Here is a 22,103-nt window from a genome sequence, read left to right as displayed (position 1 = left end):
TCGGCGCCGGTTAACGCCTCGTGATGGCCCACGCAACGTCGCACGGAGGTCGTCACGCAGCCGTGACCGCAGCCCCCGGGGTTTGTGAGGATCGGCCGGCTGCCAAACCGCGAAATTCACGGCTACGCTCCCTCGCAGATTCTGCCAAGCAGCCGTGCCTGCTTCAGAATTCAGCGTCACCAGGCCCGTTCCCAGGACCTCCAGGAGTTGCCGATATGCCGTCGAATAGGTTCACAGCGTTCGCGCTGACGATTGTCGTGGCTGCCGTCGCCACCCTCTCATTCGCCCAGGACATCACCATCACCGCTGATCCGGCGCTCGCCGCGCTCAGCGCCGAGGAAATGGTGGCCAAGCGCCAGGCCATCATGAAGGAGGACGGCGGGATCCTGAAGGGCGCCGATGCCCTGAGCGGAGCCGATGCCGTTTCCGCCGCCGGTCACCTGATCACCAACCTCTCCAATCTCACCGTGCTGTTTCCCGAGGGTTCGGCGGTTGGCGATACCGAAGCGCTGCCGGTCATCTGGGAGAAGAACGCCGAGTTCCAGGCGCTTCTCGCTGCCGCCGTTACGGCCGCCACCGCCATGAAGACGGCGGCCGAAGCGGGCGATGCCACCGCCTACGCTGCTGCGATCAAGGCAGTTGGGGCGACTTGCGGCCAGTGTCACGAGACCTTCCGGCTCAAGAGCTGAGACTCGGCGAATAGGGCGACAGAAGGGCGGTAAGCCGCCCTTCCGTTGCATTTCTATCGGTGGTCGGGACGGTCGTTCTGTGCTTAGGTATTTTCCAATCGTGCCTTGAGCCGTTGGAGTATCACCCTTGCAAGTTCGTATCGTCATCGCCGCCATCGCCGGCCTGCTTAGCTTTTCCGCCGGCCCTGCCGCGCTGGCTCAGACCCCGGCAGATTTCACCAAGTTCAACGAGACCTGCCTCGCCGCAGAGGCCTTCCTGCTCGGAGAGGTGCCCGCCGGTGTCGATTCATCGCTGATCCTCACGCCGCTGTGCGGCTGCCTGACCGGCGCCTTCAAGGACATGCCGCAAAAGGACGTCGACATCCTTGCTGCCGATCTGCGCGGCGAGGGTACCGATGAGGCGCATACCGCGCACGGCAGCTACGAACAGGTCACCAACCTCGCCCGCGAGGGCCTGACCACCTGCTTCGCCAGCCCCGAGGTCACCGCCGCCATGCAGGCCGTTACCCCGCCTGCCGCCGATCCGGCAGCGCCGGCGCCGGCCGATCCCGCGGCTCCGGCAACGCCGCAATAACCTATCGATGAGGGGGGCGCTTCGGCGCCCCTTGCTTTTTGCCGGCGCTGCAGTCAGATTGCGCGCCATGAAAACCGGCACCGCGACCTGCATTACCGGCTGCATTATTATCCGCTAAGCATTGCTGGCGGCGCGGTTTTCTTCATCCTCTGATCTCTAGTCCGAAGAACCCGTCCGCGAGCGTCTTATCGTGCGCGAGGAACTGTGACTTGGGCCAAACCACACTGAAGCTCCACAACACGCTGACCCGGGCGAAGGAGGACTTTGTCCCCATCGATCCCAACAACGTCCGCATGTATGTGTGCGGGCCGACGGTCTACGACTATGCCCATATCGGCAATGCCCGTCCGGTGATCGTCTTCGATCTGCTCTACCGGCTGCTGCGCCACGTCTATGGCGCCGCTCACGTCACCTATGTCCGGAACATCACCGACGTCGATGACAAGATCAACGCGCGCGCCGTGCGCGACTACCCGGGCCTGCCGCTCAACGAGGCGATCCGCAAAGTCACCGAGAAGACCGCCAACCAGTACTTCAAGGATGTCGCCGCCCTCGGCACGCTCGAGCCCGACCACCAGCCGCGCGCTACCGACCACATCCCCGGCATGCAGTCGCTGATCACCTCGCTGATCGGCAGCCGACACGCCTACGAGGCGGCCGGTGAGGTGCTGTTCGACGTCGGCTCCATGCCCGATTACGGCAAGCTCAGCGGCCGCAACCTCGACGACAACCTCGCCGGCGCCCGCATCGCCGTCGAAGCGCACAAGAAGAACCCGGCCGACTTCGTACTCTGGAAGCAGTCGAGCCCCGAGGAGCCCGGCTGGGAGAGCCCGTGGGGCAGGGGGCGTCCGGGTTGGCATATCGAGTGCTCGGCGATGAGCGAGCGCTACCTCGGCCAGCTCTTCGATATCCACGCCGGCGGCCTCGACCTGATCTTCCCGCACCACGAGAACGAGATCGCCCAGTCGCGCTGCGCCCATGGCACGCCTGCCATGGCCAACTACTGGTTGCACAACGGCTTCCTGCAGGTCGAAGGCCAGAAGATGTCGAAGAGCCTCGGCAACTTCATCACCATCTCCGAGCTGCTGGAGACCGAGAAGTTCGGCGGCCGCAAATGGCCGGGCGAAGTGCTGCGCCTCGCCATGCTGATGACGCACTACCGCGAGCCCATCGACTTCTCGGTGAAGCGGCTGGAGGAAGCCGAGCAGAAGCTCCGCGACTGGCAGCGCGCCGCGCAAGCCAGGCCCGGCACTCCGCCGGAGCCGTCAGTCATCGCCGAGCTCACCGACGACCTCAACTTCCACCGCGCTTCGGTGGCGCTGGATGCCATCGCCCGCAAGGCCAACCGCGGCACCGAAACCGCCGCCAACTGCCTCGCCGCCACGCTGGAGTTCCTCGGCTTCACCACCGACGGCCTGCTGACCGCCGCTGCCGCCGACGCGCCGGACGGCGTCGCCGAAGCCGTCGCCGCTCGCCTTGCCGCCCTCAATGCCAAGGATTTCGCAAAGGCTGACACCATCCGCGCGCAATTGCTGACACAGGGTGTCCAACTGATGGACTACAAAGACGAAGCCGGCCAACGCCAGACCAAGTGGGAGGTGGTGAGGTGAGTGCAGATCGCGACACACGCCCCAGCCTTCCCTCTCCCCTTGAGGGAGAGGGTGCCTCGCGCAGCGAGGCGGGTGAGGGGCAGTACCACCGCCGTCACGACGAGTGGCGTACCAGCCTGACGCCAACGTTACGCCTGCGTGCAAAATCGATGCGAGCCAACGCCACTGAGGCCGAAGCGCTAATGTGGAAGTTGCTTCGCGATCGGCGCTTTGTTGGCTTCAAGTTTCGCAGGCAGTTGCCGATCGGACGTTTCATCGTGGATTTCGTCTGCCCGTCGGCCATGCTCATCGTCGAGCTCGACGGTAGCCAGCACGCCGAGGACAAACGTGATCTGATACGCGACGCCTGGCTGACGTCACGCGGATATCGCGTGCTCCGCGTGTGGAACAACGAGCTCGTCACCGATCGTACTAGCGTGCTTGACGCGATCTGGCATGCCTTGCATCCGGCCCCTCACCCGCCCTTCGGGCACCCTCTCCCTCAAGGGGAGAGGGGCGATGTGGCACGATCTCGCCCCAGCCCACCCTCTCCCCTTGAGGGAGAGGGTGCCTCGCGTAGCGAGGCGGGTGAGGGGCAGTTTAGCCGGGACGAACACCCATGACCGTCATCATCGACCACGTCGGCCTCAAGGTTACCGACTTCGTCCTGTCGCGGGACTTTTACACTGCCGCGCTCGGCGCCCTCGGCATCAAGCTGCTTGCCGAGTTCGAGTATGACGGCGTGAAGTCGGCCGGTTACGGCGTCGATCGTCCGACCTTCTGGCTCGGCACCGGCAAGACGCTGCGCGGGGGCGATACGCATGTCGCCTTCGTCGCCTCGAGCCGCCCTGCGGTCGAGGCTTTCTACACCGTGGCGCTTGCCGCGGGCGGCCGCGACAACGGTCCGCCCGGCCTTCGCCAGCACTACGCGCCTGACTACTACGCCGCCTTCGTATTCGACCCGGATGGAAACAACATCGAGGCCGTTTATGTCGGCCCGGAGGGAGGACGCCTATGAGCGCTTTGGATCACGTAGCCATTTCGACCGCCGATTATCCCACCTCGCTCGCCTTTTACGAGAAGGCGCTGGCCCCGCTCGGCATCAAGACGCACATGAAGTTCGAGGGCGAGGAAGGGAACGTCGCCGGTCTCGGCTCCGAGCAGCCGTTCTTGTGGATCGGCGACGGCGGCAAGCTCACCGGTGGCCGGGTGCATCTGGCGTTCAGCGCCCCCAATCGGGCTGCGGTCGATGCCTTCTACGCCGCTGCGATCGCTGCCGGCGGCAAGGACAATGGTCCGCCGGGTCTGCGCCCGCACTATCACGCCACCTACTACGCCGCCTTCGTCTACGATCCGGACGGGCACAATATCGAAGCTGTGTGTCATGCCCCGGAGTGAGGCGACCGGCAGCCCGCCGTTCACCGGCGGCTGCCAGTGCGGCGCGGTGCGCTTCGCCGTCGGCCGGCTCGGCCGCGGCTCGATCTGTCATTGCCGCATGTGCCAGAAGGCCTTCGGCGCCTTTTTCGGTCCGCTGGTCACCTCGTTCGAGGTGACCTGGACCCGCGGCGCGCCGAAATATTTCGAGAGCTCGGACAAGATCAAGCGCGGCTTCTGTGCCGAGTGCGGCACGCCGCTGACCTATGAGGAGATTGGCCGTCCAGCCGATCAGCAGGTCGAGATCGCCATCGGCGCCTTCGATGATCCGACGGTCGCCGCGCCGGCGATCCAGGTCAATCTGGCCGACAAGCTGCCGTTCTTCGATGGCCTCGCCGCCCTGCCGGTGCGCACCGAATACGCGGCCGGGTGGCACGAATTCATGGCGAGCCTCGTCAGCCACCAGCACCCCGACCACGACACGGCCGAATGGCCACCGAAACAAGGTTTCCCGGCGTGACTCTGCGCAGCTATTACCCCGAGATCGAGCCCTACGCCTTCGGCCATCTCGACGTCGGCAACGGCCACCAGGTCTACTGGGAGCGCATCGGCACGCCTGGCGCCAAGCCGGCGGTGTTTCTGCATGGCGGCCCCGGTGGCGGGTTGAGCGCTAACCAGCGTCGCGTCTTCGATCCGGCGCGCTACGATGTGCTGCTGTTCGATCAGCGCGGCTGCGGCAAATCGCGTCCCTTCGCCGAGCTCGAGCACAACACGACCTGGGATCTGGTCGCCGATATCGAGCGGCTAAGGCAGATGGTCGGCGTCGAGCAGTGGCTGGTGTTCGGCGGCTCCTGGGGCTCCTCGCTGGCGCTGGCCTATGCGCAGAAGCATCCCGAGCGCGTTACCGAGCTGGTGCTGCGCGGCATCTTCACGCTGCGCCGCTGGGAGCTGCTCTGGTACTACCAGCACGGCGCCTCGCTGCTCTTCCCCGACAAGTGGGAGCGCTTCATCGCCCCGATCCCGCCAGCCGAACGGGGCGATATGATCGCCGCCTACCGGCAGCGGCTGACCAGCCCGGATCGCGATGTCCGGCTTGGCGCCGCGCGGGAATGGGCGCGCTGGGAAGGCGAAACCATCACCCTGCTGCCCGATCCGCAGGTCAGCGACGCGTTCTACGGCGAGGAATATGCGCTGGCCTTCGCCCGCATCGAGAACCACTATTTCGTCCATGCCGGCTGGATGGACGAGGGCCAGCTGATCCGCGATGCCGAAAAGCTTCGCGACATCCCCGGGGTCATCGTCCAGGGCCGCTACGACATCGCCTGTCCGCCGCAGACCGCTTGGGACCTGCATCAGGCCTGGCCGGAAGCGGAGTTCATTATGGTGGAAGGGCAGGGGCATGCGCTGAGCCAGCCCGGCATTCTGCACCATCTGATCGAAACCACGGATCGCTTTGCGGGAGGCGGAATGTGACTGACGACAGCTATCGTTTTCGCGAGTATTCGGGCGGCTGCCAGTGCGGCGCGGTGCGCTGGCATGCCACCGAGCTCCGGGACAATCCCCATTTCTGCCACTGCCGCATGTGCCAGAAAGCCGCCGGCAACGTGTTCATCGATCTCGTCGGCATCCGCCACGAGCACCTGACCTGGACGCGCGGCAAGCCCAGCGAGTTCAATAGCTCTGATGTGGCGGCGCGGGGCTTCTGCAGCAATTGCGGCACGCCGCTCTACTATCGCTCTCTCGGCGGACCGCATGTCTCGATGACCATCGGCTCGTTCGACACCCCGCACCTGGTGCCCATCCTGTACGAGATGGGCCTCGAGGGCCGCCACCCGAACCTCCGACCCGTCCCCGGCGCCGAGCAGATCGGCACCACCGAGGAGGGGGACGGCGTCGAAGCCGTGGCCCGCGTCCGCGCCTCCAACCATCAGCACCCCGACCACGACACCGACAAGTGGGTCATGGGAGGTGCCGATGGCTGAAGCACTCGCTACCGGCGGCTGCCAGTGCGGCGCCATCCGCTATCGGTTCACGGCGCCGTTCGACGACGTGAGCCTTTGTCATTGCCGCATGTGCCAGAAGGCGACGGGCGGGCTGTTCGGCGCTTTCGCCGGCGCGCCGGCTGAAAGCTTCGAACTCACTCGGGGCAGCCTCGGGGTGTTCCGCTCGTCCGATACGGTCGAACGCGGCTTTTGCCCTGCCTGTGGTACGCCGCTGACGTTCCGCCGTCCCGGCGGCAGCTATGTCAGCGTCACCATCGGCTCGCTCGATCACCCTGAAGCCGTGTCACCGACCGAGCAGACCTGTACCAACAGTCGCCTCCACTATGTGGGGGCGTTTGCCGAGGTTCCCGACCTGCCACCGATCGAGGAGGTTGCCCCCGATCTCGCGCGACGCATCCGCGCGACCAATCATCAGCACCCCGACCATGACACCACCGACTGGGTCCCGCGCTATGTCTGAAGTCCATCTGTCCGGCGGCTGCCAGTGCGGCGCAGTCCGCTTTCGCGTCGACCAGCAGCCCGACAACGTCCATGTCTGCCACTGCCGTATGTGCCAGAAGGCGGTAGGCGGGCCGTTCGCCGTGATCTGCCCGGTCGACAAGGTGAACTTCCACGTCACCCGCGGCGAGATCAGCTGGTTCAAGAGCTCCGAGCTCGCCAATCGCGGTTTCTGTCGCGAGTGCGGCACGCCGCTGATTTTCGACTACCCCTGGGCCCCTGATATCGGCGTGCTCTCCGGCGCCTTCGACGAGCCCGACCGCGTGCCGCCGGTGATCCAGTACGGTAACGAAAGCCGCGTCAGCTGGTATGCCCATATCGGCGAGCTGCCGGGCAGCACGCCGACCTATTCCGTCGACCCCGAAGGCCGCCTCGCCCGAATTAGTAGCTCCAACCGGCAACACCCTGACCACGACACGGCCGAATGGCCGCCCCGTAACTGAGTACCCTGTGATGACTGCCCAAGCGCCTGCCAAGGAACGGCTCTACCTCTTCGACACCACGCTGCGTGACGGCGCGCAGACGGCTGGGATCGAGTTTTCGCTCGAGGACAAGATCTCGGTCACCGCGCTGCTCGAGCGCCTCGGCGTCGATTACATCGAGGGCGGCTATCCCGGCGCCAATGTCATCGACGACCAGTTCTTCACCGAGAGCCGCACCCGCGACGCCGTCTTCACCGCCTTCGGCATGACCAAGCGGGCAGGGCGCTCGGTCGGCAACGATCCCGGCGTGCAGGCGACGCTCAACGCCGTATCCGATGCCGCCTGCTTCGTCGGCAAGTCGTCGTCGCACCAGGTAAAGGTGGCGCTCGGCATCTCGCTCGAGGAGAATCTCGACAACCTGCGCGAAACCGTCGAGGCCACTGTCGCCGCCGGCAAGGAAGCGCTGGTCGATTGCGAGCACTTCTTCGATGGCTACAAATCCGATCCCGACTACGCCTTGCGCTTTGTGCGCACCGCCCTCGATGCCGGCGCCCGCTGGGTGGTGCTGTGCGACACCAATGGCGGCACCATGCCGTCGGAAGTCGCCGCTATCGTCGACGAGGTCACCAAGGTCGCCCCTGGCGATCACCTCGGCATCCACGCCCATGACGATACCGGCCAGGCCGTCGCCAACACGCTCGCCGCCGTCTCGGCTGGCGTCCGCCAGATCCAGGGCACGCTCAACGGTATCGGCGAGCGCTGCGGTAACGCCAACCTCATCACCCTCATCCCGACCCTGGCGCTGAAGCCCGGCTTCGCCGACCGCTTCGAGATCGGCGTTACCAGCGAACAACTGGCCGATCTCACCTCGATCTCGCGCGCCTTCGACGACCTGCTGAACCGCGCCCCGGCTCGGCAGTCGCCCTATGTCGGCACCTCGGCCTTCGCCACCAAAGCCGGCATTCACGCCTCGGCGCTGGCCAAGGATTTTTCGACCTACGAGCACGTGCCGCCTGAAACTGTCGGCAACGAACGCAACATCATGGTCAGCCAGCAGGCCGGTAAGTCCAACCTGCTTGCTGCCCTGAAGCGCCATGGCATCGAGCTCGGCAAGGACGATCCGCGCCTAGAGCGGCTGCTGCGCACCGTCAAGGAGCGCGAAGCCCGCGGCTACTCCTATGACGGCGCCGACGCCTCTTTCTTCATTCTCGCCCACGGCGTGCTCGGCACCTTGCCCGAGTTCTTCGACGTCGAGAGTTACCGGACCAGCGTCGAGCGCCGCCACAACGCGCGCGGCGAACAGGTCGTCGTCACCGAGGCGGTGGTGAAAATCCGCATCGGCGACGAGCTGCTGATGTCGGTGGCCGAGGGCAACGGCCCGGTCAACGCCCTCGACCTTGCCATGCGCAAGGATCTCGGAGTGTTCTCGACCCGCATCGCCGACCTCGAACTGGTCGACTTCAAGGTGCGTATCCTCGACGGCGGCACGGGCGCGGTCACCCGTGTGCTGGTCGAGAGCCGCGATGGCACCGGCGAGCGCTGGTACACCATCGGGGTCAACACCAACATCATCGACGCCTCATTTGAGGCGCTTTACGAGTCGATTACCTATAAGTTGATGAAATCAGAGGCAGCCTGAGACGCCGGAACGGTAGGGACAGGTTGCCCCATGTTCCCCCGGAGGCCCTGCTGAGCCGGACCGACGACCGCCGTACTTTGCTGCTCGCCCTCGGCGCCGCCGGGGTGACGCTGGCTGTTGTCCTCGGCGTCATCGGCCTCCCCGTGGTCAACGCCTGCTCGGCCGATCCGCGCGGCGTCGTCACCTGCCTCCGCGACATGGCCGACCGCAAGTTCGACCTCCCCGGCACCGTCCCGGGGCAGGTCGCCGAGACGGCGCCCGGCGAATCCCCGGCTCCACCGGCAACCGTGGTGGCCGAGACCGAAGCTCCGGCCGCAGCGGGAGGGCCGCTTGAAGCGCCGACGGTCGAGCCTGCGGTCGTCCCGGCCCAACCCATCGAGGCTCCGGCTCCGGCCGCCAAACCTGCGCAGCCTGTCGCGGCGGCTCCCGCCGAACCTGCCCCGACGGCAACGCAGCCCGCTGCCGCTGCCCCCGCGCCTCTCGAAATGGCAGCCGCCGAACCGGAGCCCGATGTACCCACGCCGTTCAAGCCGAAAGTCCCCGCCACCGAGTCTGTGCCATTGAGGCCCGACGACACCGCCCTGAACTGGAGCGTCCCGTCCGAGCCGCAGGACACTGAGGCGCTTCCGCTCGAGGCGGAAGCGTCGGCGACACAGGTCGAAACGCCGGACCAGATCGAGGAGCCCGCAACCGGCGCCGCTGATCTCTCGGCTCAGCCGGAGCCAGCCGCACCGGCAGCCACGCCGTCCGAGCCCGCCACGCCGCCAGTTGCGGCTTCACAGCCTGAGCCGGCCGTGCCTGCCGCTACCTCCCCGCCCGGGGCGCCCGTTGTCGTCGCCAACGCCGAGCCGGCCGGCTCGCGACCTCCCGCGCCGACCATCGCTGCTCCGGTCGTCCTTGCTCCCACCATCGACGCCATTGAGCTCGATGGCATCAGGAGCTTCGTTTCCGGCTCCGGCCCGGCTGGCGCGCTGATGCGCCTCTATGCCGATGGCGAGCTGATCGGTGAGAGCCCGGTCGAAGCCGGCAGGTGGCTGGTCGAAGGCAGCAACCTGCTCGACAGCCCCCGACGCGAGCTGCGCGTCGAAGCCATCGAACCTGACACCGGCAAGCTGCTGGGCGTCGCCGCCATCACCGTCGAGATCGAGCTGCCCGACGGCGGCGCCCCGCCCGACGAGCGCCCGGAGGAAACCCCGGACCTCGGTAGCGGCGTCGCCCCGGCGCCACAACCCGAACCAGCCCCTGCCACCCTGGCCGCCGCGCCGCCCGGTAGCTCCGCACCTGCGGAATTCGCCGACAACAAGCCATCGGTCACCGCTGCTGTTCCGGCGAGCGAGCCCGTCGCCGAGCCGGCGCTGGTGATCGATCCGGCGCCCACAGCAGCGGTTGCGCCGGAGCCCGACATTGCGGCCATCGAACCCCAGGCCGAACCCGAGCCGCTGCCGCCCCTGGCGGCCGTGGTTCCGCGGGGAGAGTCCGCCTCAGTCGAAATTCTGGCCCCATCCACCCTGCAGCCGACCACTCTGCCACCAACCGAGGCAGGCGCCGATGAGCCGTCGACGATCACCCTCCTGACGCCCGAGGCGCCCGCCCTGATCGCTGAGTTCGAGGTTCGCACGGCGGAACCGGCTCAGCCTCCGGGTCAGCCCGTCACCATCCTCCGCCTGCTGCCTTTCGGCGATCCGGATGAGGGTCGCTACAATGTCGGCAAGGCCATCATCCGCCATGGCGATACGCTCTGGAGCATCGCCCGCCGCTACTACGGCCACGGCATCCACTACCGCACCATCTTTCACGCCAATCGCGAGCTGATCCGCCGCCCCTCGCGGATCTTCCCCGGCCAGATCTTCGATCTGCCACTGGTCACCGACGACTGACCATTCCCTGACAAGGTATTGCCGCAAATCCCGTTCAACTGCCCAGTCAGGCAGGTGGTTTCGCCTTGCCTTGGCGAGGCCGATCTTTTATCGCTGAATAACGATGAACCCGATGCATGACGACGACATCGCCAATGTGATGCGGGCCCTCGGACACCCTGTCCGGCTCAACATCCTGCGCATCCTCGCCGCCCAGCGTGCGGGCGATTGCTGCTGCACCGATGTCACGCAGAACCTGTCGCTGGCCCAGTCCACCGTCAGCCAGCACATCAAGGTGCTGCTCGACGCCGGACTGGTCGAGCGCCACCCAAAGGGCACGCGCAACTGCTACTCGCTGCGCGCCGATCGCCTGGCCGATTTCGGCATCGCCTGCACCGGCTTGTTCACCGGCCTAACCGATCACCCGGTCAAAGAGCTCGCCTGATGTCATCCGCCGATGAGGCAACCAAGCGCCCCACCGTTAGCGCGGAGGAGGGTGGCCTGCTTGCCACTGTACGAAACCTCTGGGGCTACATGTGGCCCGAGGGCCGTCCCGACCTGAAGTGGCGCGTCATTCTCGCCATCGGCGCCCTGCTGGTGTCGAAGGTCGCGACCACGATGATCCCCTTCGTTTACAAGTGGATCATCGACAGTCTCGATGGCACCACACCCGACACGGCGCTGGTCATGGGCGTCGCCATCCCCATCGTGCTGGTCGTCGCCTTCGGCGTCGGCAACATCATCGATGCCGGCTTCCAGCAATTGCGCGACGTGCTGTTCGCCTCGGTTGGCCAGCACGCCGTGCGCAAGCTGGCGCTCCAGACTTTCGAGCACCTGCACAGACTGTCGCTGCGCTTCCATCTCGCCCGCCGCACCGGCGGCTTGAGCCGGGTCATCGAGCGCGGCACCAAGGGCATCGAGACCATCGTGCGCTTCACGATGCTCAACACCGCCCCGACGCTGGTCGAGTTCGTCATCACCGGCGTCATCTTCATCGTCATGTTCGGCGTCAGCTATCTGAGCGTGCTGGTCGTCACCGTCTGGCTCTACCTGTGGTTCACCATCAAGGCCTCGAACTGGCGCATCGCCATTCGCCGCGACATGAACGACAGCGACACCGACGCCAATGGCAAGGCCATCGACAGCCTGCTCAACTTCGAGACGGTGAAGTACTTCGCCAACGAGAAGATGGAGGCCCAGCGCTTCGATGCCTCGATGGAAAAGTACGAGCGCTCAGCCGTCCGCATCTGGACCTCGCTCGGCTTCCTCAATTTCGGCCAGGCGCTGATCTTTTATTCCGGCACGGTGATCATCCTGATCATGGCGGTGCTCGGGGTGATGAACCGCACGCTGACGCTGGGCGATTTCGTGCTGCTCAACACCTTCCTGATGCAGATCTACCGGCCGCTCAACTTCATCGGCTTCGTCTATCGCGAAATCCGCCAGGGCCTCACCGACATCGAAGAGATGTTCAAGCTGCTCGATCGCGCGCCCGAGATTCAGGACAAGCCGGGCGCCAAGCCGCTCAATGTCACCGGTCCGGTGGTGAAGTTCGACGACGTGAAGTTCCACTACGATGCCGATCGCCCGATCTTGAAGGGTATCAGCTTCGAGGTCCCGGCTGGCCAGACCATCGCGGTGGTCGGACCCTCGGGCGCCGGCAAATCCACCATCTCGCGGCTGCTCTATCGCTTCTACGATGTCATCGAGGGCAAGATCACCATCGACGGGCAGGACCTGCGCGACGTCACGCAGGAGAGTCTGCGCGCCGCCATCGGCATGGTCCCGCAGGATACCGTGCTGTTCAACGACACCATCGCCTACAACATCCGCTACGGCCGTCCCGACGCGACCGAAGCCGAGGTGCGAAAGGCGGCGGAGCTGGCGCAGATCGGCCATTTCATCGAGAGCCTGCCCAAGGGCTACGACACCCCCGTCGGCGAACGCGGCCTGAAGCTTTCGGGTGGCGAGAAGCAGCGCGTCGCCATCGCCCGCACCATCCTGAAGGGCCCACCGATCCTCATCCTCGACGAGGCCACCTCGGCGCTCGATTCAAAGACCGAGGAAGACATCAAGTCCGCCCTCGACGTGGTCTCGGCCAACCGCACCACGCTGGTCATCGCTCACCGGCTCTCAACCGTCGTCAATGCCGACGAGATCATCGTGCTGCGCGACGGCCAGATCGCTGAGCGCGGCACCCATCATCGCCTGCTGGTCAAGCAGGGGCTCTACGCCCAGATGTGGAACCGCCAGCGCGAAGCCAGCGAGGCCGAAGAACGCATGCAGCGCGTCGCCAACGACCCCGAAGGCTTCGTCAAGCGCGGCCTGCCCGCGGCGGAGTAGGAGAGTGGCGCGAGAGGTTCGCAAGGCAGCCGATAGCGAGCGCCCCATCATCGAGCGGCTAATCCAGCTTTATCTCTACGATATGGCGTCGGAGCATCCCTGGCCGCTCGAGCCCGATGGCCGCTACACCTACGATTTCCTAGATCGCTTCTGGCAGCATCCGTATTTGCTCTACGCGAACGGAGAGCTTGCCGGCTTTGTTCTCGTCATCCGGGGTTGCCCGATCACCGGACGCGCCGATTGCTGGTTCATGGCCGAGTTCTTCGTGCTCCGCCCCTATCGTCGACAAGGCCTCGGCGCCGAGGCTACCAGGCAGTTGTTCGTCCGGCATTCCGGCCCGTGGCACGTGGCGGTTCTGCAGTCGAACTGGACGGCGCTGGCGTTCTGGGGCAGGGCGCTGTCCGCCTACGAGCCTGCCGTCGCGCCGACGGCGTTCGACGGCGACAATTGGCTAGTGCACGCGTTCCGGTAGCGCCCGATGCATCGAGGCTGCGGCCACCCCCACCGTTGATCTCTCCCCACAAGGGAGACGACAACCTCCACATCGCGGCACCGGCATTCTCCCTCCCCCTTGTGGGGAGGGTAGCGAAGCAGGTTCGGGCGAAGCCGGAACCGTCGCGCACCTGGGTGGGGTAGGCCCTACGCTCCGGCGCAAATGCAACCTCCCCTTGACCAATTCGTTGCGTCCCACCATCACAGCGTCGGCCAATGACCTCAGCATCCTCCCGCAACGCCTCGCTCGACGCCCTGCGCGTCCTCAGCCTGTTCGGCATCGTGACATTGCATGTCGCCGGTGGCGGCTTTGCCGACAACAAGCCCTTCGGCTTCGTGGTCGACGAACTGAGTCGCTTCGCCGTGCCGGTGTTTTTCCTGATGTCGGCCTATTTCTGGAAGGATGCCGACCTTGCCGCCCCGCTGCGGCTGGGCGGCAAGGTGGCGCGTCGGGTGATGCCGGCCTTCGCCATCATCCTCGCCCTCACCATCGCGCTGCGCCTGTTCGAGGGGGGTCGCCTTGGCTTCGAGCCGACGCCCGCTGGTCTGATTCTGCTGTTGTGGTCCGGCGGGCCGGCCTTCCACCTGTGGTTCCTGCCCGCCCTGGTGCTCGGCACCGTCATCGTTGCGATACTGATCAGGTTCACCGGCCTGCGCTGGACGATAGTCATCGTGCTGGCACTCTACATTGCCGGCACGATCATCGGCGCCTACTCAAAACCGCTGTTCGGCCACGGCTTCCCGTTCTGGATGGATCGCAACGGGCTGTTCTTCGCCCCGGTCTTCCTCGTCGCCGGCATCGTGCTGCGCCGCCACCGCGCCGCGCTTGTTGGCTGGCCGATCCCGGCCATCATCGCAGCTTTGGTCGCCTTCGCAGTCCTCCATCTCGCCGAAGGCTATTTTGTCGTCGGCCGCTACGCCCTCGGCCACGACTACTCGCTCGCCACCCTCGGTTACGCCCTCTCGGTCGCCGTCCTGTTCATGCGCATCGAGCTGACGAACCCCATCTGGTCTACCCTAGGCCAGGCCACCTTCGGCGCCTACCTGATTCACCTGCTGGTGCTGAAACTCCTCGCCGGCAATCTCGGCCTCGGCCGCCACTCCCTGCTGATGATCGCCCTCGGCTTCAGCGTCAGCCTCGGTCTGGCCGTGGCCTGGAGGGCAGGGCGGGCCGCGATTGGCCAGCGTGGTGCCAGGGCGTAGTGCGGCCCAGGGGCGTTCAGCCGATCCGTCGGCAGGGGCCCGACCCACGAGCTGATGGCCAGAGCTCCGCCGACAGAACAATGGCGGCAGGGCTGCCCGCTTTGCGGACGAGCACCGGTTCCTCCTGCACGCTTTTCATGAAGCCTCCCACTTCCGGCGAGCCTTCGTCGCGGTGGTCTCTTTCATGGCGCACGCTTCCACTGTCGGTCTGAACCTGTGCGGCCCAAACGAAAAGGCCCGGATCGCTCCGGGCCTTCTCAATTCTTGTCGTGTCGTTCGGCTTACTCGGCGGCCTGGCGGCTCACCACCGTGACACCGTCCTGCTCGGTTTCGACGAGGCCCGAACCTTCGGTCTTGATGAACCGCTTCGAGCTGTCGATGTCGGCCGGGATCTCGACCGTCTCGCCTTCCGGCGTAACGGCGGTGTGCTTGCGCCCACCGAAGATCGCCCGGAACGGCCAGGCGATGGCGTTGCCGATCGCTCCGAACACCGCACCGAACAGCCGGCCGATCCAGCCCTGGCGGATGACGCTCGGCGCGGTGATCATCACCGGCACCATCACCAGGGTGAGGGCGGTCGAGACGAACAGGCCCGAAACCAGGGCTGCCGACAGGTGGGTGAACCACGAACCAGCAAGGCCGCCCCAGACGATCTCGCGCCGGATGAAGTCGAACTCGACGTTCACCGCCATCGGGATCACGCCAAGCGCCGTCACCGTAGCGGTGAGCAGCACCGGCCGCACGCGCTGGGCAGCAGTGATCAGCATCGCCTTGGTCGGCTCCACCCCATCACCACGGTTGTAGTGGTTGTAGGTGTCGATCAGCACGATACCGTTCTTCACCACGATGCCTGCCAGCGCCACGATGCCGAGGCCGGTCATGATCGCCGAGAAGCTCATCCCGGTGATGGTCATGCCCAGCATCACGCCGGCGAGCGACATGACCACGGTCGAGAGCGTCACCAGCACCTGGTAGAAGCTGTTGTACTCGAGCAGCAGCACCAGGAAGATGATGAACAGCGCGGCTGCCAGTGCCTGCATGATGAAGGCATTGGTATCGCCGATCTGCTCGTCGGCACCGCCGAAGGCGATCTTGGTCGTCGCCGGGATGTCCTGCGTCGCCACCCATTCCTTGAGCTGGGCGATTTTGGCATCTGCCGCCACGCCCGGTGCAAGGTTCGCCGCCACGCCCATGACGTAGACGCCGTTCTTGCGGCTGATATTGGCGACCTTCGGCACAGCTTCGCGCTTGATGAAGTTCGACACCGGCACCAGACCCTGGGCCGTGACGATCCGCAGCGAGTCGAGGCTGTCGAAGCTGCGCTCATCGAGCGGCAGGCGGACGCGGATATCCAGTTCGTCATCGGCGTCATCCGGCCGGTACGAGCCGAGCTTCACACCCGAGGTGACGAGCTGCACATAGGGCGATAGTTCACGCACGCCGATGCCGTACTTGGCTGCGGCCACACGGTCGATCGTCACTTCCCAGTCGATACCGGGGGAGGGACGGCCGTCTTCCACGTCGATGGTGTCGCCGAGCTGGTTCTCCACATAGTCGCGCAGCTTGGTGACCACCGGCGTCAAGTCGGAATAGACAGTGCTTTCGACCGTCAGGTTGATCGCCTTGCCGGCCGGAGGGCCGTTTTCCTGCGCCGCGATCTGCACTTCAAGGCCAGAGATATCCTTCACCCGGTCACGGATGTTCTGGAAGATCTCAGTCGCCTTGACGCGCTCGTTCCACGGCTGCAGCTGCAGATTGAACTGCCCGATGGTGTCCGGCGGACCGCCGCTCGAGAAGCCGTCGCCGCCACCACCCGAGAAGGTCATGATCGAGTCCTGCACGCCCTGCACCTGCAGGATCTGCGTCTCCACCTCGGCCAGCATGTCGCGGATCTCGACCGGCGAATAGTTGCCGCGGGCGATCACATTGACCGTGCCGAACTCGGCCTCGGAAGCGGGGAAAGCTTCCATGCCGGTCGGGTTGGCGATGTAGGCATAGAACATGAAGCCGACGACGGTGAAGCCTGCCAGCAGCGACAGGATCGGATGCCGGATCAGGTGCTGCAGCGTGCGCACATAGACGCCCGTCGGCCCCTTCACCTTCTTCACATCGAACTTGTCCGGGTACATGACGACGTCAGCGGCTTCCTTGGCCTTGGGGTCGACATGGCTCGAGGCGATAATGGCACCGATCACCGGCATGAACACCAGCGCCGAAAGCAGCGAGGCGCACATCACCACGATCACGATGATCGGCAGGTAGCTCATGAACTTGCCGATGATGCCCGGCCAGAACAGCAGCGGCACGAACGCACCCAGCGTCGTGAAGGTGGCCGAAACCACCGGCACGAACATCTTGCGCGCCGCGAGGATGAATGCCTCCTTCTTTGAGACACCCTCCTGCAGCTTTCGTTCGGCGTACTCCACCACAACGATTGGATCGTCGACGAGCACGCCCACCGCCAGCACCAGGCCGAACATGATCATCATGTTGATGGTCATGCCGAGCATCTGCACGATGAGGAACGCGATCATGAACGAGATCGGGATCGACGTACCGATCATCAGGGCAGGGCGGACACCCAGCGTCGCGACGCAGGTGACCATCACCAGCGCCACAGCAGTCAGCACCGCGGCTTCGAGCGAGCGGAACAGGTTCTTGGTGGTGTCGGCCTGATCGATCAGGAAGCTATGCTGGATACCGGCCGGCCAGTCCTTGACGAACTCGGTCGTGACGGCGCGCACCTGGTCGGAAACGTCGATGACGTTGGTCCCGAGCTCCTTGATCACCCCCAGGGTGATCGCCGGCTGTCCGTTGACATGCGCGTACTGGGTCGCATCCTGGAACGTGCGGGTGATCGTTGCCACGTCGCCGAAGGTGACGACGTTGTCGCCGTCGGCTTTGATCGGCAACGAGTAGACGTCCTGCGCGTTGGTGATGAGGCCCGGCACTTCGACGTTGAACGAACCGCGGCCGGTGTCGAGCGTACCGCCGGGCACCACCATGTTGTTCTTGGCCAGTGCATCCAGCAGTTCGCCGGCCGTGAGGTTATAGGCCTCGAGGCGGCTCATATCGATGGTCACCGCCAGCATCTCGTCGCGCGACCCGGAAATGGTCACGCTCTGCACGGTCGGGATTTCTTCGAGACGGTCCTGCAGATCCTTGGCGCTCTGCACCAGGGCCCGCTCCGGCACGTTGCCGTAGAGCGCCACCGAGATCGAAGGCTGGTTGGTGAACGAGATCTCCGTCACCGACGGCTCGGTCGCGTCCTCGGGAAGTTCCGAGGCGACGCCGTCGAGCTTGGCGCGGATGTCCGCCAGCGCCTTGTCGCTATTGGCGTTCACGTCGAACTCGAGGAACACCGAAGCATGACCGGTCGTTGCGGTCGAGGTGTAGTTCTTGAGCCCGTCGATGTCCTTGACGCGATCCTCGATCGGCTTGGCCAGCAGCCGCTCCGCGTCACGCGGAGAGACGCCGGTCTGGCTGGTCGAGACGTAGAAATACGGGATGTCGATGGCCGGGAAGCTCTCCTTGGGCAACGACATGTACGCGCTGAAACCGGCGAACAGCAGCAAAGCCATCACCGTCAACACGACCCGCGGCATGCGCAGGACGCGTTCGAGGAAATTCATCATGAGTGCACCCCTTCAGCGGCGGTCTCGGCCTCAACCGATTCCGGCTTGCCCGTAACGTTGGTCGCGTTGACCTTCTGACCCGGCACGACATATTCCTGACCCATCGTGATCACATCGACCGTCGGGGGCAGGCCCGTGACCCAGACGCCCTCGCGGGAGTCCGAGATGATCGTCACGGGGTAGAACTCAACGACGCCGTCCTTGACCGAGCGGATACCAAGCGTGCCCTCGTCATTCAGCGTCAGCACCGACTGCGGCAGCAGGTGCGCCGGCACCGTGCCCATGGTGACCGTGGCCGTCGCCGTCACTCCCGACAGCACCTTGCCGTCGGCGTTCGGGATCTCGATCTCGACCGGGAACGACCGCGTGGCTTCGTCGGCGAGCGAGGCGATGTAGCTCACCTTGCCCTCGACCTTCTGGCCGGTCACCGTCTCGACGCTTGCCGCCAGCCCCAGTTCGGCGCGCGCGATGCGGGCCTCCGGCACATTGGCGACGAACAGCATCGGGTCGAGTTCGACCACCGTGGCGCACGGCTGGCCGGGGCTCAGCACGCTGCCCACCGTCGCCACCGGATCCTGCACGATACCGGCAACCTTGGTGGTCACCTTGGCGCGGTCGAATTCCTGCTTGGCCTGATCGAACGCCGTCTGCGCCTGCCGCAGGGCGGCCTCCGCGACGATGCCCGTATTGTTGGCGGCGAGACCCTTGTCGCGCAGCGCCTTGTTGGAGTCGTAGGCATTCTGCGCTTGCGCCAGCGCGGCCTCTGCCTGCGCCACCGCGGCTGCCCGCGTACCTTCTTCAAGCGTGCAGATAATGTCGCCGGCCTTCACCGCCTGGCCCTTGGTGACGTTCACCGCTGTCACCACGCCCGAAGTCTCGGGGGTGATGCTGGTCACGGTCTTGGCCTTGGTGCGGCCGCGCAGCGGCACTTCCACCGGCATGGCCTGCATGTTGTAGGTCTCGGTGCGCACCGACTGGGCTGGCGCCGAAGCGCCGCTGCTCTCGGCTACGCGCTCGGCAATCGTCAGCGCCGGATCGATCTCGCCCTCGGCGACGTGATGCGTCGTCTCGGCGCCCTCGGCGTCCTTGCTGAAGAACGAGACAATCGGCTTTTCGCCGTTACCGGGGCCGTTGCCGCCGGCCACGAAAACGCCGCTGCCGAGCCACAAGGCCCCGGCAATGACAATGGCGCCGGCAACGCCGTAAGAAACGATCGCACGCATTCTGATACCCTCTATTCCGCTGCTGCAGCGTCGTCCCTATCGGGACGGGCCAGCGCTATCAGTTCATCCCCGTGCGCCTCGATGTAGTCACGAGCCGCTTGCATACAAGTCCGCCCGTAATCGATGACCCAGGCGTCTCCGGGGTGGTTGTGTTGTTGTTTGAGCCGGTCGAAGTCGGCGAGCGTCGCGTCGATCTCGACGATTCGTTCGTTTAGCCGCTGCTCGACCAGCGATTGCGGGAGTTCCGAGGCGAAGCGCAGGAACAGCAGAAACTCGCTGCGGAACTCGTCTTCGCCAAGCTTCTCGAACATCGACTGAATGAACGCAGCGCGGCCGGCCGGTGTGATCGAATAGATCTTCTTGGCGGGCTTGCCGTCCTGCTGTTCAACGCGCGCCGTGACCAGCTTTTCCTGTTCGAGGCGCGCAAGCGACGGATAGATCGCCCCATAGCTGGCGTCGATGAAATACGAATACTCCCCTTCAACGGAGAGCTTTCGGATCTCATATCCAGTCGCGTCGCCATCATAGAGGATGGCAAGGCAGATGGTTCTGACGTTCATTGGCTTCCTATCCGGCTGGCATATAACGGACCAGCATATGCCGGGCCTATATATGGAGCCGGAAAAAAGCGCAACAAGGGCTGGAAGAGGGGCTGCCATGCATTTTCTTCATGGCCAATCGTTTGAATACTAACGGTTTCCGTCAGGCGCCGGTAAACCGCAGCATCTCGGCAAGGGCCCGCAAGGCCAGTTTCTCGCTGGCTGCGGCCACGAACCAGGCATTGAGGAACTTGTCGCCCCGGTGTCCGCAGGTGAGCGGCAACCCGTCCATTCCCAGTACCACACCACCCGCAGCTTGCAGCACTGCCTGCCCCGCCGCCGTGTCCCATTCCGAAGTTGGGGTAAATCGCGGGTAAAGCTGCGCGGTGCCTTTGGCCAGCAGGCAGAACTTCAGCGACGAGCCGACCGAGACGTCCTCAGCCACCTCGAGTGTGTCGCAGAGTTCGGCCAGCGCAGCATGTCCATGGGAGCGGCTGGCGACGATGCGCAGCGGATGCTCGGCCTCGGCCACCTGCAGCGGCTCGACGCCCTCGACACTGCCGCCGACGACGCGCCCGGCAAACGCCCCATCCGGCCCGCCCCAGTAAATCTCGCCCGTTGCCGGCGCCAGCACCACGCCGCTGACCGGGTGCCCATCCTCGCAATAGGCGATGTTCACGGTGAACTCGCCGTTGCGCTTCAAGAACTCCTTGGTGCCGTCGAGTGGGTCGACCACGAAGTAGCGCGCCCCCAGCTCGGGGATCCGGCCCGCCGCCACGCTCTCCTCGGCCAGCACCGGCAGGCCGGTCTCAGCGAGGTACTCGAGGATGATCGTCTCGGCCCGCTGGTCGGCCTCCGTCACCGGCGAGCCGTCGGCTTTCTCCATTGCCACCACCGGGCGTTGGTAGACCTCGAGGATCACTTCGGCCGCGGCGATCGCGGCGCGGTTCATCAGTTCGGCAAGTGGCATGCTCATTGGATTTCGACATCCAGTCCGAGGTCCAGCGGCCTGGCGCCCATGGTGATCTGGCTCGATGAGATGTAGTCGACCCCGGTCTCGGCGATGCCGCGCACCCGCTCCAGCGTCACCCCGCCCGAAGCCTCGAGCCGCGCCCGTCCCTCGTTCAGCTTCACTGCTGCCCGCAGCAGCTGGTTATCCATATTGTCGAGCATGACGATCGTCGCGCCGGCCTCCAGCACCTCGGCCAGCTCGTCGAGGCTGGTCACCTCGATCTCGATCGCCACCAGATGCCCCGCGGCCGCCCGCGCCGCCCGATAGGCCTTGCCGGCCCCGCCCGCCACCGCGATGTGGTTGTCCTTGATCAGGATGGCGTCGCTCAATGCGTAACGGTGGTTCGCGCCGCCGCCGCAGCGCACCGCATATTTCTCGAATGCCCGGAGCCCCGGCGTGGTCTTGCGCGTGTCGCAGATGCGCGCCCCGGTCCCGGCCACTGCTTCTACAAACTGATGCGTATGTGCGGCGATGCCGCTGAGATGATTCAGGAAATTGAGCGCCGTGCGCTCGCCGGCCAGCAACTGCCGTGCATCGCCCGATACGACCGCGACGATATCGCCCTTGCTCACTGAGGACCCATCGGTCAGCTGCGGATCGAACGACACGGCGCCACCCAGTTGCCGGAACACCTCGAGCGCCACCGGCAACCCGGCGATTACCCCGGCCTCGCGGGCCGAAAGCGTGGCGGTCGCCTGTGCGCCCGCCGGGATCGTCGTCTGTGAGGTGAGATCGCCTGCAAGCCCCAGGTCTTCAGAAAGGGCGCGACGGACCGCATCCTCGACGAGGGCAGGGGGCAGGGCGCCGATAAGGGTGTCGCGCATGTCTGGGCTCTGGTGCTGGCGGCGAGCGGTTTACGCGACCGAGCCATCCCGCGCAATGCCGCCACGTCCCCGCGACCAATATCTCCGTGTCCGGAACAAATGGCGCTCGCACTCGTTGGGTCCCCTGCGCCAGTTCAGGGCGGGTTGGCTGTTGCATCACAAGAAGAATGGAGAAAACAATGCAGCTC

Annotated in this window: 22 protein-coding genes; 17 read left to right on the top strand and 5 right to left on the bottom strand. The window is 65.4% G+C overall.

The genetic code is table 11. The features are described 5' to 3' along the window. The first annotated feature begins 215 nt into the window (after window positions 1-215). From ACSQ23_RS18730 to ACSQ23_RS18650, 17 genes are all read left to right on the top strand, one after another. Window positions 216-689 (top strand): cytochrome c, encoded by a 474-nt coding sequence (locus ACSQ23_RS18730; protein WP_055997377.1) that lies wholly within the window; start codon window positions 216-218, stop codon window positions 687-689. Between the two features lie 127 nt (window positions 690-816). Next, complete coding sequence (locus ACSQ23_RS18725; protein ID WP_055879557.1) at window positions 817-1,263, top strand: hypothetical protein; 447 nt, start codon at window positions 817-819, stop codon at window positions 1,261-1,263. A gap of 209 nt (window positions 1,264-1,472) precedes the next feature. Beyond that, window positions 1,473-2,873, top strand: a complete 1,401-nt coding sequence (gene cysS / locus ACSQ23_RS18720) for a cysteine--tRNA ligase (protein ID WP_436091507.1) — start codon at window positions 1,473-1,475, stop codon at window positions 2,871-2,873. Between the two features lie 149 nt (window positions 2,874-3,022). Then, complete coding sequence (locus ACSQ23_RS18715) at window positions 3,023-3,475, top strand: endonuclease domain-containing protein (RefSeq protein ID WP_349236241.1); 453 nt, start codon at window positions 3,023-3,025, stop codon at window positions 3,473-3,475. A 5-nt stretch (window positions 3,476-3,480) separates the two neighbouring features. Further along, window positions 3,481-3,870, top strand: a complete 390-nt coding sequence (locus ACSQ23_RS18710; protein ID WP_436091787.1) for a VOC family protein — start codon at window positions 3,481-3,483, stop codon at window positions 3,868-3,870. Further along, window positions 3,867-4,250, top strand: coding sequence for a VOC family protein (locus tag ACSQ23_RS18705; RefSeq protein ID WP_069908490.1), 384 nt, complete (start codon window positions 3,867-3,869; stop codon window positions 4,248-4,250). Before ACSQ23_RS18710 ends, ACSQ23_RS18705 begins: the two co-directional genes overlap by 4 nt. After that, entirely contained in the window at window positions 4,237-4,746 is a 510-nt protein-coding gene (locus ACSQ23_RS18700; RefSeq protein ID WP_436091506.1) for a GFA family protein, read from the top strand. The genes ACSQ23_RS18705 and ACSQ23_RS18700 overlap by 14 nt, the downstream gene beginning before the upstream one ends. Further along, on the top strand, window positions 4,716-5,699 hold the full coding sequence (gene pip / locus ACSQ23_RS18695) for a prolyl aminopeptidase (RefSeq protein WP_436091505.1): 984 nt from the start codon (window positions 4,716-4,718) through the stop codon (window positions 5,697-5,699). Before ACSQ23_RS18700 ends, pip begins: the two co-directional genes overlap by 31 nt. Further along, window positions 5,696-6,208: a GFA family protein gene (locus ACSQ23_RS18690; RefSeq protein ID WP_055879547.1), complete on the top strand. Its 513-nt coding sequence runs from the start codon at window positions 5,696-5,698 to the stop codon at window positions 6,206-6,208. The genes pip and ACSQ23_RS18690 overlap by 4 nt, the downstream gene beginning before the upstream one ends. Continuing rightward, window positions 6,201-6,689: a GFA family protein gene (locus tag ACSQ23_RS18685; RefSeq protein WP_436091504.1), complete on the top strand. Its 489-nt coding sequence runs from the start codon at window positions 6,201-6,203 to the stop codon at window positions 6,687-6,689. Before ACSQ23_RS18690 ends, ACSQ23_RS18685 begins: the two co-directional genes overlap by 8 nt. Further along, window positions 6,682-7,170: a GFA family protein gene (locus ACSQ23_RS18680; protein ID WP_436091503.1), complete on the top strand. Its 489-nt coding sequence runs from the start codon at window positions 6,682-6,684 to the stop codon at window positions 7,168-7,170. Before ACSQ23_RS18685 ends, ACSQ23_RS18680 begins: the two co-directional genes overlap by 8 nt. 10 nt (window positions 7,171-7,180) lie before the next feature. Then, window positions 7,181-8,788, top strand: coding sequence for a citramalate synthase (cimA, locus tag ACSQ23_RS18675; protein WP_436091502.1), 1,608 nt, complete (start codon window positions 7,181-7,183; stop codon window positions 8,786-8,788). 23 nt (window positions 8,789-8,811) lie between these two features. Then, window positions 8,812-10,665: a LysM peptidoglycan-binding domain-containing protein gene (locus ACSQ23_RS18670; protein ID WP_436091501.1), complete on the top strand. Its 1,854-nt coding sequence runs from the start codon at window positions 8,812-8,814 to the stop codon at window positions 10,663-10,665. 112 nt (window positions 10,666-10,777) lie between these two features. After that, window positions 10,778-11,089, top strand: coding sequence for an ArsR/SmtB family transcription factor (locus ACSQ23_RS18665; RefSeq protein ID WP_244488434.1), 312 nt, complete (start codon window positions 10,778-10,780; stop codon window positions 11,087-11,089). Then, window positions 11,089-12,987: an ABCB family ABC transporter ATP-binding protein/permease gene (locus tag ACSQ23_RS18660; protein ID WP_436091500.1), complete on the top strand. Its 1,899-nt coding sequence runs from the start codon at window positions 11,089-11,091 to the stop codon at window positions 12,985-12,987. Before ACSQ23_RS18665 ends, ACSQ23_RS18660 begins: the two co-directional genes overlap by 1 nt. A gap of 4 nt (window positions 12,988-12,991) precedes the next feature. Continuing rightward, on the top strand, window positions 12,992-13,459 hold the full coding sequence (locus ACSQ23_RS18655; protein WP_436091499.1) for a GNAT family N-acetyltransferase: 468 nt from the start codon (window positions 12,992-12,994) through the stop codon (window positions 13,457-13,459). 236 nt (window positions 13,460-13,695) lie between these two features. Continuing rightward, window positions 13,696-14,682, top strand: coding sequence for an acyltransferase family protein (locus ACSQ23_RS18650; RefSeq protein ID WP_436091498.1), 987 nt, complete (start codon window positions 13,696-13,698; stop codon window positions 14,680-14,682). A gap of 281 nt (window positions 14,683-14,963) precedes the next feature. On the opposite strand, the gene ACSQ23_RS18645 is transcribed toward ACSQ23_RS18650, so the two are convergent. The 5 genes from ACSQ23_RS18645 to nadC all read right to left on the bottom strand — a co-directional run bounded on the left by ACSQ23_RS18645 (window position 14,964) and on the right by nadC (window position 21,915). After that, on the bottom strand, window positions 14,964-18,317 hold the full coding sequence (locus ACSQ23_RS18645; RefSeq protein WP_436091497.1) for an efflux RND transporter permease subunit: 3,354 nt from the start codon (window positions 18,315-18,317) through the stop codon (window positions 14,964-14,966). After that, window positions 18,314-19,540 carry an efflux RND transporter periplasmic adaptor subunit gene (locus ACSQ23_RS18640; protein ID WP_436091496.1) on the bottom strand — a complete coding sequence of 409 codons (1,227 nt, stop codon included), beginning with the start codon at window positions 19,538-19,540 and terminating at the stop codon, window positions 18,314-18,316. Before ACSQ23_RS18640 ends, ACSQ23_RS18645 begins: the two co-directional genes overlap by 4 nt. A gap of 11 nt (window positions 19,541-19,551) precedes the next feature. Next, a complete protein-coding gene (locus ACSQ23_RS18635) occupies window positions 19,552-20,100 on the bottom strand; it encodes a PadR family transcriptional regulator (protein WP_055997409.1) in 549 nt (182 codons plus the stop codon). A gap of 142 nt (window positions 20,101-20,242) precedes the next feature. Beyond that, the gene (gene cysQ / locus ACSQ23_RS18630) at window positions 20,243-21,055 is read right to left on the bottom strand and encodes a 3'(2'),5'-bisphosphate nucleotidase CysQ (RefSeq protein WP_436091495.1); all 813 of its coding nucleotides are present in this window, start codon (window positions 21,053-21,055) and stop codon (window positions 20,243-20,245) included. Beyond that, window positions 21,052-21,915: a carboxylating nicotinate-nucleotide diphosphorylase gene (gene nadC / locus ACSQ23_RS18625; protein WP_055879518.1), complete on the bottom strand. Its 864-nt coding sequence runs from the start codon at window positions 21,913-21,915 to the stop codon at window positions 21,052-21,054. The genes cysQ and nadC overlap by 4 nt, the downstream gene beginning before the upstream one ends. Between the last annotated feature and the right edge of the window lie 188 nt (window positions 21,916-22,103).

This window comes from Devosia sp. LjRoot16 (assembly GCF_964252795.1).
GTDB lineage: Bacteria > Pseudomonadota > Alphaproteobacteria > Rhizobiales > Devosiaceae > Devosia_A.
Note: the sequence above shows the minus strand (reverse complement) of the source record. Positions and strands in the feature narration are given on the sequence as shown.